The 15,391-nt window shown below is 73.1% G+C and carries 15 protein-coding genes and 1 pseudogene; 7 read left to right on the top strand and 9 right to left on the bottom strand.

The features are described 5' to 3' along the window. Positions 1 to 19: 19 nt before the first annotated feature. On the bottom strand, positions 20 to 817 hold the full coding sequence (locus ACIQFX_RS05085; protein ID WP_402459043.1) for a hypothetical protein: 798 nt from the start codon (positions 815 to 817) through the stop codon (positions 20 to 22). After that, complete coding sequence (locus ACIQFX_RS05080; RefSeq protein ID WP_402459042.1) at positions 810 to 1,406, bottom strand: RNA polymerase sigma factor; 597 nt, start codon at positions 1,404 to 1,406, stop codon at positions 810 to 812. The genes ACIQFX_RS05085 and ACIQFX_RS05080 overlap by 8 nt, the downstream gene beginning before the upstream one ends. A gap of 56 nt (positions 1,407 to 1,462) precedes the next feature. Here ACIQFX_RS05080 and trpS point away from each other — a divergent pair, with 56 nt between their 5' ends. Together trpS and ACIQFX_RS05070 are read left to right on the top strand one after the other, a co-directional pair. After that, positions 1,463 to 2,476 (top strand): tryptophan--tRNA ligase, encoded by a 1,014-nt coding sequence (trpS, locus tag ACIQFX_RS05075; RefSeq protein ID WP_402459041.1) that lies wholly within the window; start codon positions 1,463 to 1,465, stop codon positions 2,474 to 2,476. A gap of 92 nt (positions 2,477 to 2,568) precedes the next feature. After that, positions 2,569 to 3,165 (top strand): 2'-5' RNA ligase family protein, encoded by a 597-nt coding sequence (locus tag ACIQFX_RS05070; RefSeq protein WP_402459039.1) that lies wholly within the window; start codon positions 2,569 to 2,571, stop codon positions 3,163 to 3,165. Between the two features lie 72 nt (positions 3,166 to 3,237). Here ACIQFX_RS05070 and ACIQFX_RS05065 read toward each other — a convergent pair whose 3' ends face one another. Continuing rightward, positions 3,238 to 3,993 (bottom strand): decaprenylphospho-beta-D-erythro-pentofuranosid-2-ulose 2-reductase, encoded by a 756-nt coding sequence (locus tag ACIQFX_RS05065; protein ID WP_402459037.1) that lies wholly within the window; start codon positions 3,991 to 3,993, stop codon positions 3,238 to 3,240. A 208-nt stretch (positions 3,994 to 4,201) separates the two neighbouring features. Here ACIQFX_RS05065 and ACIQFX_RS05060 point away from each other — a divergent pair, with 208 nt between their 5' ends. Continuing rightward, a complete protein-coding gene (locus tag ACIQFX_RS05060) occupies positions 4,202 to 5,167 on the top strand; it encodes a YihY/virulence factor BrkB family protein (RefSeq protein WP_402459575.1) in 966 nt (321 codons plus the stop codon). On the opposite strand, the pseudogene ACIQFX_RS05055 reads toward ACIQFX_RS05060, so the two are convergent. Next, positions 5,103 to 6,461: pseudogene (locus ACIQFX_RS05055) on the bottom strand (D-alanyl-D-alanine carboxypeptidase family protein); the annotation flags it as partial. The gene ACIQFX_RS05060 and the pseudogene ACIQFX_RS05055 sit on opposite strands and share 65 nt — an antisense overlap. A gap of 109 nt (positions 6,462 to 6,570) precedes the next feature. Between ACIQFX_RS05055 and ACIQFX_RS05050 the strand changes: the two are divergent. The 3 genes from ACIQFX_RS05050 to ACIQFX_RS05040 all read left to right on the top strand — a co-directional run bounded on the left by ACIQFX_RS05050 (position 6,571) and on the right by ACIQFX_RS05040 (position 10,010). Next, positions 6,571 to 6,825, top strand: a complete 255-nt coding sequence (locus ACIQFX_RS05050; RefSeq protein ID WP_402459036.1) for an SCO4848 family membrane protein — start codon at positions 6,571 to 6,573, stop codon at positions 6,823 to 6,825. 35 nt (positions 6,826 to 6,860) lie between these two features. Then, complete coding sequence (locus tag ACIQFX_RS05045) at positions 6,861 to 8,261, top strand: metallophosphoesterase (RefSeq protein WP_402459034.1); 1,401 nt, start codon at positions 6,861 to 6,863, stop codon at positions 8,259 to 8,261. A 195-nt stretch (positions 8,262 to 8,456) separates the two neighbouring features. Then, positions 8,457 to 10,010, top strand: coding sequence for an ABC transporter substrate-binding protein (locus tag ACIQFX_RS05040; RefSeq protein ID WP_402459032.1), 1,554 nt, complete (start codon positions 8,457 to 8,459; stop codon positions 10,008 to 10,010). Positions 10,011 to 10,115: 105 nt separating this feature from the next. On the opposite strand, the gene ACIQFX_RS05035 is transcribed toward ACIQFX_RS05040, so the two are convergent. The 3 genes from ACIQFX_RS05035 to ACIQFX_RS05025 are packed head-to-tail and all read right to left on the bottom strand — an operon-like array spanning position 10,116 to position 11,759. Further along, positions 10,116 to 10,877, bottom strand: coding sequence for a TetR/AcrR family transcriptional regulator (locus ACIQFX_RS05035; RefSeq protein WP_402459030.1), 762 nt, complete (start codon positions 10,875 to 10,877; stop codon positions 10,116 to 10,118). Positions 10,878 to 10,887: 10 nt separating this feature from the next. Then, the gene (locus ACIQFX_RS05030; protein ID WP_402459028.1) at positions 10,888 to 11,280 is read right to left on the bottom strand and encodes a thiol-disulfide oxidoreductase DCC family protein; all 393 of its coding nucleotides are present in this window, start codon (positions 11,278 to 11,280) and stop codon (positions 10,888 to 10,890) included. Positions 11,281 to 11,324: 44 nt separating this feature from the next. Further along, entirely contained in the window at positions 11,325 to 11,759 is a 435-nt protein-coding gene (locus ACIQFX_RS05025; protein WP_402459027.1) for a hypothetical protein, read from the bottom strand. A gap of 125 nt (positions 11,760 to 11,884) precedes the next feature. On the opposite strand from ACIQFX_RS05025, the gene ACIQFX_RS05020 reads away from it, so the two are divergent. Further along, on the top strand, positions 11,885 to 12,697 hold the full coding sequence (locus tag ACIQFX_RS05020) for an alpha/beta fold hydrolase (protein WP_402459025.1): 813 nt from the start codon (positions 11,885 to 11,887) through the stop codon (positions 12,695 to 12,697). Positions 12,698 to 12,745: 48 nt separating this feature from the next. On the opposite strand, the gene ACIQFX_RS05015 is transcribed toward ACIQFX_RS05020, so the two are convergent. Both ACIQFX_RS05015 and ACIQFX_RS05010 read right to left on the bottom strand, forming a co-directional pair. Next, a complete protein-coding gene (locus ACIQFX_RS05015) occupies positions 12,746 to 14,122 on the bottom strand; it encodes a DUF4132 domain-containing protein (protein WP_402459573.1) in 1,377 nt (458 codons plus the stop codon). Next, positions 14,119 to 15,369 (bottom strand): hypothetical protein, encoded by a 1,251-nt coding sequence (locus tag ACIQFX_RS05010; protein ID WP_402459023.1) that lies wholly within the window; start codon positions 15,367 to 15,369, stop codon positions 14,119 to 14,121. Before ACIQFX_RS05010 ends, ACIQFX_RS05015 begins: the two co-directional genes overlap by 4 nt. Positions 15,370 to 15,391 lie beyond the last annotated feature (22 nt).

The raw sequence follows: 15,391 nt of genomic DNA, 5'->3' as shown, positions 1-15,391 counted from the left end.
CCGTCAGCCCTGCTGCCCGTCAGCGCGTCGACTCGGCGGTGCGGCGGGCCCGCTCGCGGTCCGGTATGCCTTCCAGGCGGAAGGTGAGCGCGCCCCCGCTCCTCGTCCAGAGGAGCGTGGGGCCCGCCGTGCGGACCTCGTGGGTCCAGGCGGCGCCCGCGCCGTCCGTCATCGGGAAGGTCAGCAGGTGGGGGGCGGCGAACCAGTAGCCCTGCCCGCCGTCCGAGAGGTCCACCCACTCGGGCGGGGTCCGCACCTGCTTGGCGAAGCCGATGTCCAGGCGGGCAGGGAACTCGTCGAGCCGGACCGTCCGGTCCCCCTCCCGCCAGCACAGGCCGATCACCGCCCGGCCCCGCGCGGCCGAGCCCGTCACCACGACCGCGTCCGGCGCGCCGAGCGCCTCCGGTACCAGCGGCTCGAAGCCCGCGAGCCGCCCGGCGTCCGCCAGGGGCACCGGCTCGGGGCAGCCGGGCACCGCGCCGCCGACCGGCACGTGGGCGTCCGGGTCGTACCGCACGGCGACCCCGCCGAAGCCGAACCAGTCCGCGACCGTCGCGCGGACCGGCGGGGTGAGCACCAGCACGACCAGCACGCCGGTGAACCCCGCCACCAGCGCGCGCCACCGCTCGCGCGCCGCACCGCGCACCGATGCCCACCACCGCGACCGGACCGGCGAAGGCTCCGGCACCGGCGTCGGCACCCGCTCGGCGAGGAGCTGCGCGAGCACCCGCTCGGCCATCGACCCGCCGTCCACGTCCGGCACCCGCAGCCGCCGCCCGAGCTCCCTCAGCTCGTCCGGCAGACCCTCGTCAGCCACGCCCCCCACCTCCCTCCGGATCCTGGTCCAGCACGCGTCCCAGCTTCTTCAGCGCCCGGCTCAGCCGGGACTTCACCGTCCCCCTCGGCCAGCCGAGGGCCTCGGCCGTCTCCGTCTCGTCCAGCTCCAGGAGATAGCGGTGGACCACCACCTGCCGGTGGTCGTCGGCGAGGCCGTCCAGGGCCTCCCACAGCCGCCGGCTCCGCTCCCGCTCCTCGGCCGCGACCGCGGGGTCCGCCGACTCCGGTATCAGCGGCTCGGCCCCGAGCAGATCGGCCTCCCGGTCGTGGACGGCACGCTGCCGACCCGCCGAGCGCACTGTGTTCCTGGTCTCATTGGCGACGATCCGCAGCAGCCACGGCCGGAACGCCGAGCCCTCCCGGAAACGCCCCAGCGACCGGTACGCCTTGAAGAACGCCTGCTGCACCACGTCCTCGGCCTCCGGACCCGCGCCGCACGCCACAGCCGCCCTCAGCGCCACCGCCGTGTGCGCGCGGACCAGTTCCGCGTACGCCTCCGGCTCACCGGCGCGCACCCGTGCGATCACCACGGCCTCGTCGTCGACCAGGCCCCCCTCCCGCGTCCTCACACTCTTGATACACCGGTCGACGGGGATCGGTTCCCACACCTGAGAGAATGATGTGCATGGCCTCTGACAGTCCCCGCGTGCTCTCCGGAATCCAGCCCACCGCAGGCTCGTTCCACCTCGGCAACTACCTCGGCGCCGTCCGCCAGTGGGTCGCCCTCCAGGAGACCCACGACGCCTTCTACATGGTCGTCGACCTGCACGCCATCACGGTTCCGCAGGACCCCGCCGAGCTCCGCGCGAACACCCGGCTCGCCGCCGCCCAGCTGCTCGCGGCCGGCCTCGACCCCGAGCGCTGCACCCTCTTCGTCCAGAGCCACGTCCCCGAGCACGCGCAGCTCGGCTGGGTCATGAACTGCCTCACCGGCTTCGGCGAGGCCTCCCGCATGACCCAGTTCAAGGACAAGTCCGCCAAGCAGGGCGCCGACCGCGCCACGGTGGGCCTGTTCACGTACCCGATCCTCCAGGTCGCCGACATCCTGCTCTACCAGGCCAACGAGGTCCCGGTCGGCGAGGACCAGCGCCAGCACATCGAGCTGACCCGCGACCTCGCGGAGCGCTTCAACGGCCGCTTCGGCGAGACGTTCACGATCCCGAAGCCGTACATCCTCAAGGAGACGGCGAAGATCTTCGACCTCCAGGACCCGACGATCAAGATGAGCAAGTCGGCGTCCTCGCCGAAGGGCCTGATCAACCTCCTGGACGACCCGAAGGCCACCGCCAAGAAGGTCAAGAGCGCCGTCACCGACACCGACACGGTGATCCGCTTCGACCCGGAGAACAAGGCCGGCGTCTCCAACCTGCTCACGATCATGTCCACGCTCACCGCCACCTCCGTCGAGGACCTGGAGAAGAGCTACGAGGGCAAGATGTACGGCGCGCTGAAGACGGATCTGGCCGAGGTCATGGTGGACTTCGTCACGCCGTTCCGGGCCCGCACCCAGGAATACCTGGACGACCCGGAGACGCTGGACTCGGTCCTGGCCAAGGGAGCGGAGAAGGCGCGGGCCGTCGCGGCGGAGACGCTGGCGCAGACGTACGACCGGATGGGCTTCCTGCCCGCCAAGCACTGAGTCCAAGGGCCCTGGCCACAAGGGTGGTGCAGGCCGCACACTGGCGGCTGCACCACCCGCACACAAGTCGACCGACGACGGAGGAGAACGACGTGGGGACCGTAACGCTCGGCGTTTCGATCGCGGTCCCGGAGCCCTACGGCAGCCTGCTCCAGGAGCGGCGCGCCGGCTTCGGGGACACTGCCGCGTACGGCATTCCCACGCACGTCACGCTCGTCCCGCCGACCGAGGTCGCCGAGGAGCGGCTGCCGGCGATCGAGGCGCACCTGGCCGGTGTCGCCGCCGCGCACCAGCCGTTCCCGGTGCGCCTCAAGGGCACCGGCACGTTCCGCCCGCTGTCACCGGTGGTCTTCGTGACGCTGACGGAAGGCGTCGCCTCCTGCAACCGGCTCCAGGCCCGCATCCGGGACGAGGCCGGGCCGCTGGTGCGCGACCTCCAGTTCCCGTACCACCCGCACGTCACCGTGGCGCACGGCATCTCCGAGGAGGGGATGGACCGGGCGTTCTCGGAGCTCGCGGACTACGAGGCGGCCTGGACCTGCGGCTCCTTCGCCCTGTACGAGCAGGGCCCGGACGCCGTGTGGCGGAAGCTGTACGACTACCAGTTCGGCAGCGGCCGCCCGATCCCCGCCGTCCCCAGCCAGGGCGGCAGCCCGGTCGACACGCCGACGGTCACCCCCGCGGGCTGACGGACCCGCCGGCCGACCGCCTTTTCCCCTGCCCACCGGCCGTCACACCGGTGGGCTCCGGTGTGCCGGCCCTCACACCGGCAGACGCCGGTACAGCGGCCTCGGCAGGTGCCGTACGGCCGCCGCCACCATCCGCATCGCCCCCGGCACCCACACCGTCTCCGAGCGGCGCCGCAGCCCCAGCTCGATCGCGCTCGCGACCGCCTCCGGGGTCGTCGCGAGCGGGCCGGCCGGGAGCCCGGCCGTCATCCTCGACCGCACGAACCCGGGGCGCACGACCATGACGCGCGCGCCGGTCCCGTGCAGCGCGTCCCCGAGGCCCTGGGCGAACACGTCGAGCCCCGCCTTCGACGAGCCGTAGATGAAGTCGGCGCGGCGGGCCCGCTCGCCCGCCACCGCGGAGAGCACCACGAGCGAGCCGTGCCCCTGCGCCTGGAGCGCGCCGGCGCACACCAGGCCCGCCGAGACGGCGCCCGTGTAGTTGGTCTGGGCGACCCGGACGGCGGCGACCGGGTCGGACTCGTCGCGCGCCTGGTCGCCGAGCACCCCGAAGGCGAGCAGCACCAGGTCGATGGCGCCCTCCGTGAAGACCTTCCCGAGCCGCTCCTCGTGCGACTCGGTGTCCAGCGCGTCGAACGGCACGGTGCGCACCTCCGCCCCGAGCCGGCGCAGCGAGTCCGCGGCGGCTGCCAGGGCGGGGGAGGGGCGGCCGGCCAGCCAGACCGTCCGGGCGCCCCGGGCGATCATCCGGCGGGCGGTGGCCAGCCCGATCCCGGAGGTGCCGCCGAGGACGAGCAGGGACTGCGGGAGGCCGGGTACGTCCTTCATGGTGGGTGCTCCTCAGGGGGCGGGACGGCGGGACGGGTCCGGGCCGAGCGGGAACGGGAGCCGTTCGCGACGGCCATGGGGGTGACCGTATAGCCGCTTCTGTCGCATATGACGGTATTGCTACGGGATGTCGTTCGTGGTTCTGCGCGCCACGACGGGGGATTCTCGTAGTCAGGTCATCTCACGGATCAAGGGGCACGCGTACGACATGGACTGGCTGACCAAGCTCCCCGTCATCGGCCCCGCGGTCACCCGCCTCATGCGGACCCACGCCTGGCGCTCGTACGAGACGCTCGCGGAGGCCCACTGGAGCCGGCTCGCCGCCGCGATCACCTTCCTCTCCTTCCTCGCGCTCTTCCCGCTGATCACCGTCGCCGCCGCGATCGGCGCCGCGCTCCTCACCGACGACCAGCTCGACCGGATCGAGCAGAAGGTCGCCGACCAGGTGCCCGGCATCTCGGACCAGCTCGACATCGAGGGCCTGGTCGCCAACGCGGGCACCGTCGGACTCGTCGCCGGCGCCATCCTGCTCGTCACCGGCATCAGCTGGATCGGCTCGATGCGGGAGTGCCTGCGCGCGGTGTGGGGGCTCGACGACATCGAGGGCAACCCGGTCCTCCTCAAGGCCAAGGACGCCCTCATCCTCGTCGGCCTCGGCGGCATCGCCCTGGCCTCGCTCGCCGCGTCCTGGCTCGGCTCCACGGCCGTCGGCTGGAGCGCCGACCGGATCGGCATCTCCGGCGACGGGGCGGGCGGCTACTTCCTCCAGGCCGCCGCCGTCCTCGTCGCCGTCGTCGCCGACTTCCTGATCCTGCTGTACGTGCTGACGCTGCTGCCCGGCGTCCAACCGCCCCGCCGCCGCCTCGTGGTGGCCGCGCTCATGGGCGCGGTCGGCTTCGAGCTGCTCAAGCTGCTGCTCGGCGGCTACATGAAGGGCGTCGCGGCGAAGTCGATGTACGGCGCGTTCGGCGTCCCCGTCGCCCTGCTGCTCTGGATCAACTTCACCGCGAAACTGCTCCTGTACTGCGCGGCCTGGACGGCTACGGGTTCGTCTTCGCGGACTCAGGAGTCTCCGGAGTCTCCTGATTCCCCTGATTCTCCTGATTCTCCGGCGTCTTCCGGGTCCCCGGCGTCGTCGCAGACTCCTGAGCCTCCCCGGTCTCCCCGGCCGTAGCGGTCGCCTGCGCCTCGGGGCCCTCAGGGCTCTCCCCGGTCTCCCCGGCCTTCCGGTCGTCCTGCGAGCGGCGGCGGAGCGCGCCCGAAGCGGCCAGCGGCCAGCGGCGGTTGACGAGGAAGGCCGCGGCGGCCAGGAGCACGAGGACGCCGCCGGCCACGCCGAGCGCGATGCCGACGCCGCCGGACCTGCCCGCGGCGGCGGCCTCGGCCGGGGCGTTCTTGCCGGGCGCCGGCGCCGGGGCCGTGCCGTCGGCCGGGGCGGTCGTCTCCGTGCGGGCCGACCGCGGCGGCACCAGCTCGCCCACCGGGGTCACCTTCCCGGACGCGGCGAAGCCCCAGTCGAGCAGCCGGGCGGTCTCCCGGTAGACGGCGTGCTGCTCCTTGGAGGACGGGTTCATGACGGTGACGAGCAGCACCTTGCCGTTCCGCTCGGCGACGCCCGTGAAGGTGGCGCCCGCGTGCGTGGTGTTGCCGTTCTTGACGCCGGCGATGCCCTGGTACGGGGCGACGCCGAGGTCGCCGGTGAGGAGCCGGTTGGTGTTCTGGATCTCGAAGGTCTCGCGCTTCTTGCCCGGCTTGGCCTCGCCGGGGAAGGCGGCGCGCGGCGTGGCGGCGTACTCGCGGAAGTCCGGTTTCTGCATGCCGCTGCGGGCGATCAGTGTCAGGTCGTACGCGGAGGACACCTGGCCCGGGGCGTCGTAGCCGTCCGGGGTGACGACGCGGGTGTCGAGCGCCTGGAGCTCGGCCGCGCGGTCGTTCATGTCGGCGACGGTCTGCTTCAGGCCGTTGTTCATGTTCGTCAGGACGTGGACGGCGTCGTTGCCGGAGCGGAGGAAGACGCCGAGCCACAGGTCGTGGACGCTGTAGGTCTGCTTCTCCTTGATGCCGACCAGGCTGGAGCCCTCTCCTATCCCGGCCAGGTCCTCGGCGGTGACCAGGTGGTTCTGCGTCCGGGGGAACTTCGACAGCAGGGTGTCCGCGAAGAGCATCTTGAGGGTGGACGCCGGGGCCAGCGGCCAGTGCGCGTTGTGCGAGGCGAGGACCGCGCCGGTCTCCGCGTCCGCCACGATCCACGAGCGCCCGGACAGCTCCTTCGGCAGCACCGGCGCCCCGGGGCCCAGCTTCACCTGTGTGCCGGGCTGCCCCAGCAGCACGCCGCCGAGCCCTGACATCGCGGCGGGAGGCTTGGGCTGCTTGTCCTTCTCGTCCGCCCAGGCGGGGGGCGCGCCGGTGACGAGGGGGAGCAGCACGGCAGCGGCGACCGCGCACGCGGTCTTCTTCGAAGCAGACACGGTCGAGAACGTACAGGTACGGAACAGGTATCCGAACCCCGCCCGGCGCTTCGTCCGGGCTCGTCCACCCGGACGCGGGGCCCGGGAGGCGGACGGTGATACTGGGGCCATGAAGCTCAGCCGCCGCGTCTCCTGGTTCCTGCTCGCCTTCGGGGTGTGGAGCTGGTTCATCTGGATCACCTTCGTCAAGAACCTCTGGAAGGACGGGAGCGGCCTCGCGTTCGACGACGCGGGCGACCCGACGGCCTACTTCTGGGTTCATCTGCTGCTCGCCGTCACATCCTTTGTCCTGGGGACGGCGATCGGGGTGATCGGGTTGCGTGGAGTGCGTTCCGGGCGTCGCGACGGCGGTCACACCGTCTGAGCGTCCGTACGGCGTTCGTAGAAGGGGTTCGGGGCGTGGTCGCCTTCCTGCTGGTTCTGGTCGTGGTCCTGGCGCTGCTCGGCGCGGTCCACTGGTACGTGTGGCGGCGCCTCGTGCGGGACGTGACCACGCCGGGGAGCGTGCCGCGGAGACTGGGCACGGGCGCGCTGGTTGCGCTGCCGGTGCTCTCGGTCGCGGCGCTGGCGTCGGGTCGCGCGGGCGTGCCGTTCTTCGTCCAGCAGGTCGTCGCGTGGCCGGGGTTCCTGTGGCTGGCCGTGCTGCTCTACGTGACCCTGGCGCTGGTCGTCGGCGAGGCCGTCCGTCCTGTCCTGCGGGCCTGGCTCACCCGCCGGGCGGCGGGCGCGGCCGCGGCGCGGTCCGTACCGGCGGCGGGTGCCGAGGCGGCGGAGCCCGTACCGGCGCCGGTGACGGTTCCGGCGGAGAAGGCGGCGGCGGAGGAGAAGGCGGAGAAGGCTGCGGACAAGGCGGCGACGACCGCCGCCGCGGCCTCCCGGCCGGAAGCGGCTCCCGGGGCGGCAGAGGCGGCTCCCGGGGCGGTGGAAGCGGCTCCCGGGGCGCGGGGCGGGCAGGGGTCCGGGCCCGCCGAGGTGTCGCGGCGGCTGTTCGTCTCGCGGGTGGTCGCGGGGTCGGCGGCGGCGGTGGCGCTGGGGACCGTGGGCCACGGCACGTACGGGGTTCTGCGCGGACCGCGGCTGAAGCGGGTGACGGTGCCGCTGGCGAAGGTGCCGCGGGCGGCGCACGGGTACCGGATCGCGGTGGTCTCGGACATCCACCTGGGGCCGATCCTGGGGCGTGCGCACACCCAGCGGATCGTGGACACGATCAACTCGGCGCAGCCGGACCTGATCGCGGTCGTCGGCGACCTCGTCGACGGCACCGTCGAGGACCTCGGTTCGGCGGCGGAGCCGCTCGCGCGGCTGAGGGCGCGTCACGGTTCGTTCTTCGTGACGGGCAACCACGAGTACTTCTCGGGCGCCGACGCCTGGGTGGACCACGTCCGCGAACTGGGCCTGCGCCCGCTGCGCAACGAGCGGGTGGAGATCGCGGCGGGCTTCGACCTGGCGGGCGTCGACGACGTCGCGGGGGAGCGCGAGGGCCAGGGGCCCGACTTCGTGCGGGCGCTCGGCGACCGCGACCGGGCCAGGGCCTCGGTCCTGCTGGCGCACCAGCCGATCGTCGTGCACGACGCGGTGCGCCACGGTGTGGACCTCCAGCTCTCCGGGCACACGCACGGCGGCCAGCTGTGGCCGGGCGAGTACCTCGCCGAACTGGCCAACCCGACCGTGGCGGGGCTCGAACGCTACGGCGACACGCAGCTGTACGTCTCGCGGGGCGCGGGCGCGTGGGGGCCGCCGGTCCGGGTCGGGGCGCCGTCCGACATCACGATCGTCGAACTCGCCTCGAAACAGGCCTAAACGGTACCGGTCACTCCTTGCGTCGAGACCGATACGTGCTGCTCATCGACTTAAATTCTCATATCCCGGACATATACCTGTCGTGTGAAAGTTTTCTCTTCCACTTGTGAAAGGGGTGTGATGGGATGACGCCATCGCGGCGTCTTCGGGGGGTTCGTCGCTTCTGGGGTAGCACCAAATGAAGGAAGCACGGCAATGCGGTCGACGGTCCGTCTGCGGATCCTCATCACTTGTGGAGTACTGGTGGCCGCCGGAGTGGGGGGCTGGCAACTCCTGCCCTCCGACGACGGCCGGACCGATCCGATCACTGTCGGCACGACCGACGAGGTCACTTCACTGGACCCGGCCGGCGCGTACGACGCCGGTTCCTGGGCCATGTACAGCAACGTTTTCCAGTCGCTGCTGACGTTCAAGCCGGGCTTCAGCGCCCCGGTCCCCGACGCCGCCGAGAGCTGCAAGTTCGTGGGCACCAAGCTCACGACGTACCAGTGCACGCTCCGCGACGACCTGTCGTTCGCCAACGGGCGGAAGATGACCGCCGAGGACGTCAAGTACTCCTTCGAGCGCATGATGCGGATCAAGACGGACGTCGGTCCGCAGCCGCTGTTCCCGACGCTCAAGAGCGTCACGGCCGACGGGCGCACCGTCACCTTCAGCCTGAGCGGGCGGGACGCCACGTTCCCGCTGAAGCTGGCCACGGGCGCGGGTTCGATCGTCGACAGCAGCCAGTACCCGGCCAAGGCCCTGCGCCCCGGCAACATGGTCGACGGCTCGGGGCCGTACGTCCTCAAGGACTACAAGGAGGGCGAGTCCGCCCGCCTCGAACCCAACCCGAACTACAAGGGCGCCGTCACCAGGACCGGCGGCCCGATCGTCGTGAAGTACTTCGGGCAGTCGACGGACCTCGCTGCCGCGTGGAAGGCGAAGGAGGTCCAGGTGACGCACCGGCAGCTCCCGCCGGACTACCTGTCGGCCCTGGAGACCGGGGACGGGACGCGCGTCACCGAGGCGGAGAGCGCCGAGATCCGCAACATCAACTTCAACGTGCGGCCCGGCTCGCCGATGGCGGACAAGGCCGTGCGGCAGGCCGTCGCCGCCGTCATCGACCGCCCGGCGATCACCACCAGCGCCTACAAGGGCACGGTCGAGCCGCTCTACTCCCTCATCCCGCAGGGATTCGTCGGCCACAGCACCGCGTTCTACGACGTCGACCCGGCGCCCGACGCCAAGAAGGCGAAGCGGATCCTGCGGGCGGCCGGCATCACCGAGCCGGTGAAGTTCACCTTCGGCTTCCGCAAGGACGCCACCTACGCGGCCGAGACCGCCGAGATCAAGAAGCAGCTGGAGGAGACCGGCCTCTTCGAGGTCGAGGTCGTCGAGGCGACCTGGCAGAACTTCCAGAAGGGGTACGCGCGCGGCGCCTACGACGCCTACACCGTCGGCTGGCTCCCCGACTTCCCCGACTCCGACAGCTTCACCGCGCCGCTCGTCGGCACGCAGAACACGCTGCACAACGGCTTCTCCAGCAAGCACATCGACTCGCTGATCTCCTCGACGCAGCAGTACAGCGACCGGTCCCGCGCCACCTCGGACTTCCGGGAGATCCAGGACGTCGTCGCCAGCGACGTCCCGCTCATCCCGCTGTGGCAGAAGAAGGACTACGTCCTCTCCACGGAGTCCGTCGCCGGCTCCCAGTACCTCACGGACGGCACCGGCATCTGGCGCCTGTGGGAACTGGTCTGGATCTAGTCCCCACCCGTCCCGCCGCGCTCAGGGCCCGTCCTCCGGACGGGCCCTGAGCGGCTTCCTGGGGGCCCTGTCCGGAAAGCGGCGCCGTCTCCCGCAGGGCGCTTCCTAGGCCTTCGGCGGCTTCGCGGCGGACCGCTTGGGCATGCCCGAGGCCGCCATGCCGGCCGCCGTGGGCATGAAGTCGGAGAGCAGCTCGTGCGTCTCCTTGACCAGCGGGCGCAGGATGCGGAAGCGGGAGAGGGAGATCGCGCGGGCGGTGACCGGCGCGAGGCGCTCCACCAGGCGCCGGCTGTTGGCCGCGCCCTCCGAGCGGTCGTACACCCAGAACAGCACGAGGCCCATCTGCTGGAGCCACAGCAACTGCGGGAGGGCCTCCCTCAGTTCCGGGTCGACCTTCACCGAGGCCCCGGAGATGACCCGGCGGTGCACCTCGATCGCGGCCTCGCGCGGGCCCTCCGACTCGGGCGAGAACGGGCTGAGCGGGCTGTCGGGGTCGGCGGCGTTCTTGAAGAACTGGGACGCGAACTCGTGGTACGGCTCCGCGATGTCCAGCCAGCCGAGGTAGACCCCGCGGATGCGAGCCGTGAGGTCCTTCTCGCCGCCGGTCAGGATGGACTCGACGGCCGCCTGGTGCTCCTCGGCGATCCGGTCGTAGAAGCCCTGGACGAGGTGCTCCTTGGACGAGAAGTAGTAGTACGCGTTGCCGACGGAGACCCCGGCCTCCTGAGCGATGGCCCGCATCGTCGTCTTGTCGTAACCGCGCTCCTTGAACAGCCGGAGCGCGGTCTCGAGGATGAGCGTGCGGGTCTGCTCGCTCTTGGGGGCCTTCTTGTCGTCGGCCTTCTTCTCTTCGTTCACGTCCTTCACGGGGCCGAGCCTAGTCGGGCGTACCGGGCACTTCGCAGTGCCCGTCCCCGCAGGACGGGCCCTTCAGGGCCGCGCGCCACTTCGCCGCCGTCAGGACCGCCCCCCGGGCGAAGGGCCGTCCGGCGGGGGTGGCGAGCCAGTGGGCCGTGGCCCGGTGGTCGGCGAGCGCCCAGAGGCAGACGATCCAGGCGGCGGTCTCCCGGTAGACCTGGCCCCGGTCCCCGACCACGGTGATCTCCCGCAGGGTGGCGGCGTGGTCGAGGGCGGGGAAGCGGCGACGTGCCTCCTGCGACCCGGCGGGGACGAGGTCGAGCGGGACGAGCCGCCGCTGGCGCAGCAGCCAGTGCCTGAGGTGCACGCAGAGCGGGCACTCGGCGTCGTACAGCACGGTCAGGTGACCCACGGGGGTCCTCGGTGCGGTCGGGGCCGGCACGGTGGTCCCGCCGTTCAGCGCTGGGGCGCGGGCGGGGCCCAGGGGCCGCCCTTGGGGGTCGCGGTCCAGCCCTGCGGGCCGACCGGCGGGACCTGCTCGCGCTCCATGACCCCGCGCCGGCGGATCTTGTTGAGCACGTACACGTTCCCGAGGTGCATGACGCCGAGTACCAGCAGGACGACGCCGAGCTTGACGGAGAGGGCCTCGAAGAGCGACCGGGCGTCGAGGACGGCGGCGTCCTGGCTCAGGTAGAGGGCGACGAAGCCGAAGTTGACGAGGTAGAAGCCGACGACCAGGAGGTGGTTGACCGCTTCCGCGAGCTTCTCGTTCCCGTGCAGGACGTCCGCGAGGAAGACCCTCCCGTTGCGGCTGAGGGTACGTGCGACCCAGATGGTGAGGGCCACGCTGATCAGCAGGTAGGCGATGTACGCGACGACAGTGAGGTCCATGCCCCACCCTCCCTTGAACATGTTCAAAAGCTGACGGGCATGACTGTAGACCTATATTTGAACGTGTTCAACCCGCCCGGGAATAGCGATGGCCAAAGGTTCATCCGGCACGTAGGGTCACCCGAATGACGCTCTCTCATGACCTGGCCGGACACGGCCCCTCGACCGTCGTCCTGCTGCACTCCGGGGTCTGCGACCGCCGGATGTGGGACGGGCAGTTCACCGCACTCGCCGAGGCCGGGCACCGGGTCGTCCGCTGCGACCTCCGCGGCTTCGGCGACAGCCCGATGGACGCCGCGCACACCCACGCCGACGACGTACGGGACCTCCTCGACCACCTCGGAGCCGACCGCGCCGCCGTCGTCGGATCCTCCTTCGGCGGCCGCGTCGCCCTGGAGTTCGCCGCCCGCCACGCCGACCGGGTCACCGCCCTCGCCCTCCTCGGCCCCGCCGTCCCCGGCATGGAACCGAGCGCCGAACTGCGCGCCTGGGGCGCCCGCGAGGACGCGATGATCGAGGCCGGCGACATCGACGGGGCCGTCGAGCTCAACGTCGACACCTGGGTCGGCCCCGAGGCCGGACCGGCCGACCGCGCCCTCGTCCGGGAGGCGCAGCGGCACATCTTCGACGTCCAGCTCGCCGCCCCCGAGGCGCACCACCCCGTCAACCCCGGGGTCACCGAGGACGAACTCGCCCGCATCCAGGTGCCGGCCCTCGTCGCCGTCGGCGCCCACGACCTGCCCGACTTCCGGGCCGTCGCCGCCGAACTCGCCGAGCTCCTCCCCGCCGCCCGCTTCCTCGAACTCGACTGGGCCGGTCACCTCCCCGCCCTGGAGCGCCCGGAGGAGACCGCCCGCCTGCTCCTCGCCTTCTTGGCGGAGACGGCCGACGCGCCCGGTGCGACCGACACGGCCGCCGCCGGGGCCGCGGCCCTCTGACCCGCCGCGCGGGCGGGCCCGTCGGAGGGCCCGTCCGCGGCCCCGGCCTCAGCCCCGCCGTATCCGCGCGGCGAGCGCCGGGTCGGTGATCCGGTCGTCGGCGGCGAGCAGGACGGCCTTCGAGAGGATCACCGAGAGCATCCCGCCGTCCTCCTCGAACGGCAGGAACACCCGCCCGCCGTCCCGCGCCGCACGGTCCGCGTCGACGGCCGGATACGTGTCCGACGGCTCCATCAGCACGCTCCCCGAGCCCAGGTGGATCCGGTACGTCCGCACCTCGCCGCGGACCCGCGGGAACCGGTCGGTCAGCTCCGCCCGGTCCGCGATCCCGGTCCGCGGCAGCAGCCCGGCCAGCGTCGCGCGGCGGATCCGGGCCGGCTCCGACAGCTCCCCGAACGCCCAGCGCTCCCGGTACCCGTCGTGGGCCCGGTCCTCCCCGCGGCCCCGCCAGTCCGGGTCCGCCCCGACCGACGCCACGCCCGCGAACAGGCCGACGTCCCGCAGCGCCTCGGACAGCACGAGCGCCGGTACGTCGGCCAGGGCGGCCTCCGTCCAGGCGCCCCGCGCGCCCGCCGCGCCGGACCGGCGGTCGAACCGCACCTGGTCCGTCGCACACAGCACGGCCACCCCGTCGCGGCTCGCGCCCTCGTCGACCAGTTCCACGAAGAACCGCGCCCGCCAGTGCGTCCCCTCGCCGGCCGGGAGGTCCCCCGGCACCGGCAGCTCCTTCACCAGCTCCGAGGATGCGCCGCCCGCGAAGTGCCCCGCGTGGTCGCCGGCCCAGCCGCGCTCGGCCATCAACGCCCGCGCCTGCCCGGCCCAGCCGCGCTCGGCCATCAACGCCCGCGCCTGCCCGTACCGCAACACGTGCCCCGCGAAGCGGTTCGTGTACGAGCCGGTCGCCGGCTCCTCCGGCAGCGGTCGGTAGACCTCGCGGAACACCTGCCTGAACGGCTGCCGTTCCTCCCGCGCCGCCATCTCGGCCCGCCACTCGGCGACCTCGTCGGCGTCGGCCCGCAGGGGGCGCCACAGCCGCACCCGGGCGCCCGCGCCGACCGGTCGGGCGGTGCCGTCCGCGCCCGCGAGCGCCCAGCCGCCCCCGGTCCGCTCGGGCAGCCCGGCCGTCCACCGCCCGCCGCCCTCCGGACCGCCTTCCTGACCGCCCACCCGATCGCCCGCCGGGCCGCGTTCCGCGTCGTCCTCCGCGACCTCCCACAGCAGGGCGCGGGCCACCGCCCCGGTGACCGGATGGTCCACGTGGTACCGCTGCCAGTCCTCCGCCGACCGGCACGTCCCCGCCGCCAGGTGCTCCTCCAGGCGGGACCGCTCGGCGGCGACGAGCGCCCGGAGTTCCTTGAGCCCGGCGCGGACCCTCTTGAGGGCCTCCGGATGCCCCTCGCGGACGGCCCGGGGCGCGGTCTTCAGGGCCCGGCCCCCGGGCCGCGGAAGGTCAGCGCGACCGTGCCGGGCTCCCGCACCGCGAGCTCCGCCGTGAACGCGCCGAGCGCCTCCTCCCGGATCCCGCGCCCGTCGAGCCCGAGCGTCGGCACCCCGCGCTCGCGGAGCGTCGACGGCGTCGCGCCCGAGCGCGCGGCGACGGCTTCCAGGGCCTTGGCGATCCCCTTGGCCACCGTGCGGTTGCGCACGTGCTTCGGCAGCCGCCCGAGCCACTGCACGGCCTCCTCGCCCCGCGCGCCCCCGCACTCGCCGAGCACGGCGACGGCCGCCGTGGCCAGCGGCCGGCTGCGGCAGGTGCCCCCGGAGCCGCCGAGCCCCGTCCCGGCGTTCAGTGCCACGGCCCCCGCCAGCGGCACCACCCAGGCGTCGGGCAGATCGAGGGACGCCCACAACAGGCCCCTCACCAGCGAGGTGTTGGTCTCGCCGGTGAGGCCCCGGACGTTCGCGCCCCACGGGCCGAGGTCGCTGATCCGGTGCTCGGGCTGTGCGGCGATCCCCTCCAGCAGCCGCCGCACCACCTCGGCCCCCCGCTCGGCCTCGCCGAGCAGGGCCGCCGCCGTCCGGCGCCAGGCCCGCGTCGCCCGGGGCCTGTCCAGGAGGGCGCAATGCCCCAGGAAGGCGGCCACGCCCTCGCCCGCGAGCAGCTCCTCGTGCGCGGCGCGCATCGCGGGCCCGAAGTCGTCGAGCCCATCGAGGAGATGGCGGGGGAGCCGACCGGCTGTGACGGGTGCCTCCCGGCGCAGCAGGGCGTCCATCCGGTCCCGGAGCGGCGCGAACTCGGGGGCCCGGAGGGTGTACAGGGCGTCCGCGGTCCGCCGCAGGGCCCGCACCCGGGCCCGGTCGAAGTCCTCCGCCTGCTCCGCCGCCGACAGGGCGATCGTGACCAACGCCCGGAAGGAACCCTCCAGTTCGAACGGGGCGACCTTCGAGTCCTTCCCGACGAGCCGCGCGAGGAGCACGTCCGACTCCTCGGTGCTCCAGCCCAGCTCCTGTCCGGACAGGTCGGCGAGCGCCCGCTCCGTCCGGGCCCGCGTGTCGCGGCACGTCTTCGCGTGGAGCGTGAGCGCGCACGCCCTGCGCCCCTCCGCGTCCAGCGTCCCGAGCAACTCCCCGACCGCTCCGGGCCCTTCCTCGTGCTCGCGCGCCGGCGCCTCGCCCAAGGCTTCGGCCGGCCCTTCGTACCGTCCCGTGTTCCCCGCCGTCCGCACCACCATGCGCACGACGGTAGAGGACCCC

The sequence above is a fragment of the Streptomyces sp. NPDC093089 genome (assembly GCF_044754405.1).
Classification (GTDB): domain Bacteria; phylum Actinomycetota; class Actinomycetes; order Streptomycetales; family Streptomycetaceae; genus Streptomyces.
This window is presented reverse-complemented; position numbering and strand designations above follow the sequence as displayed.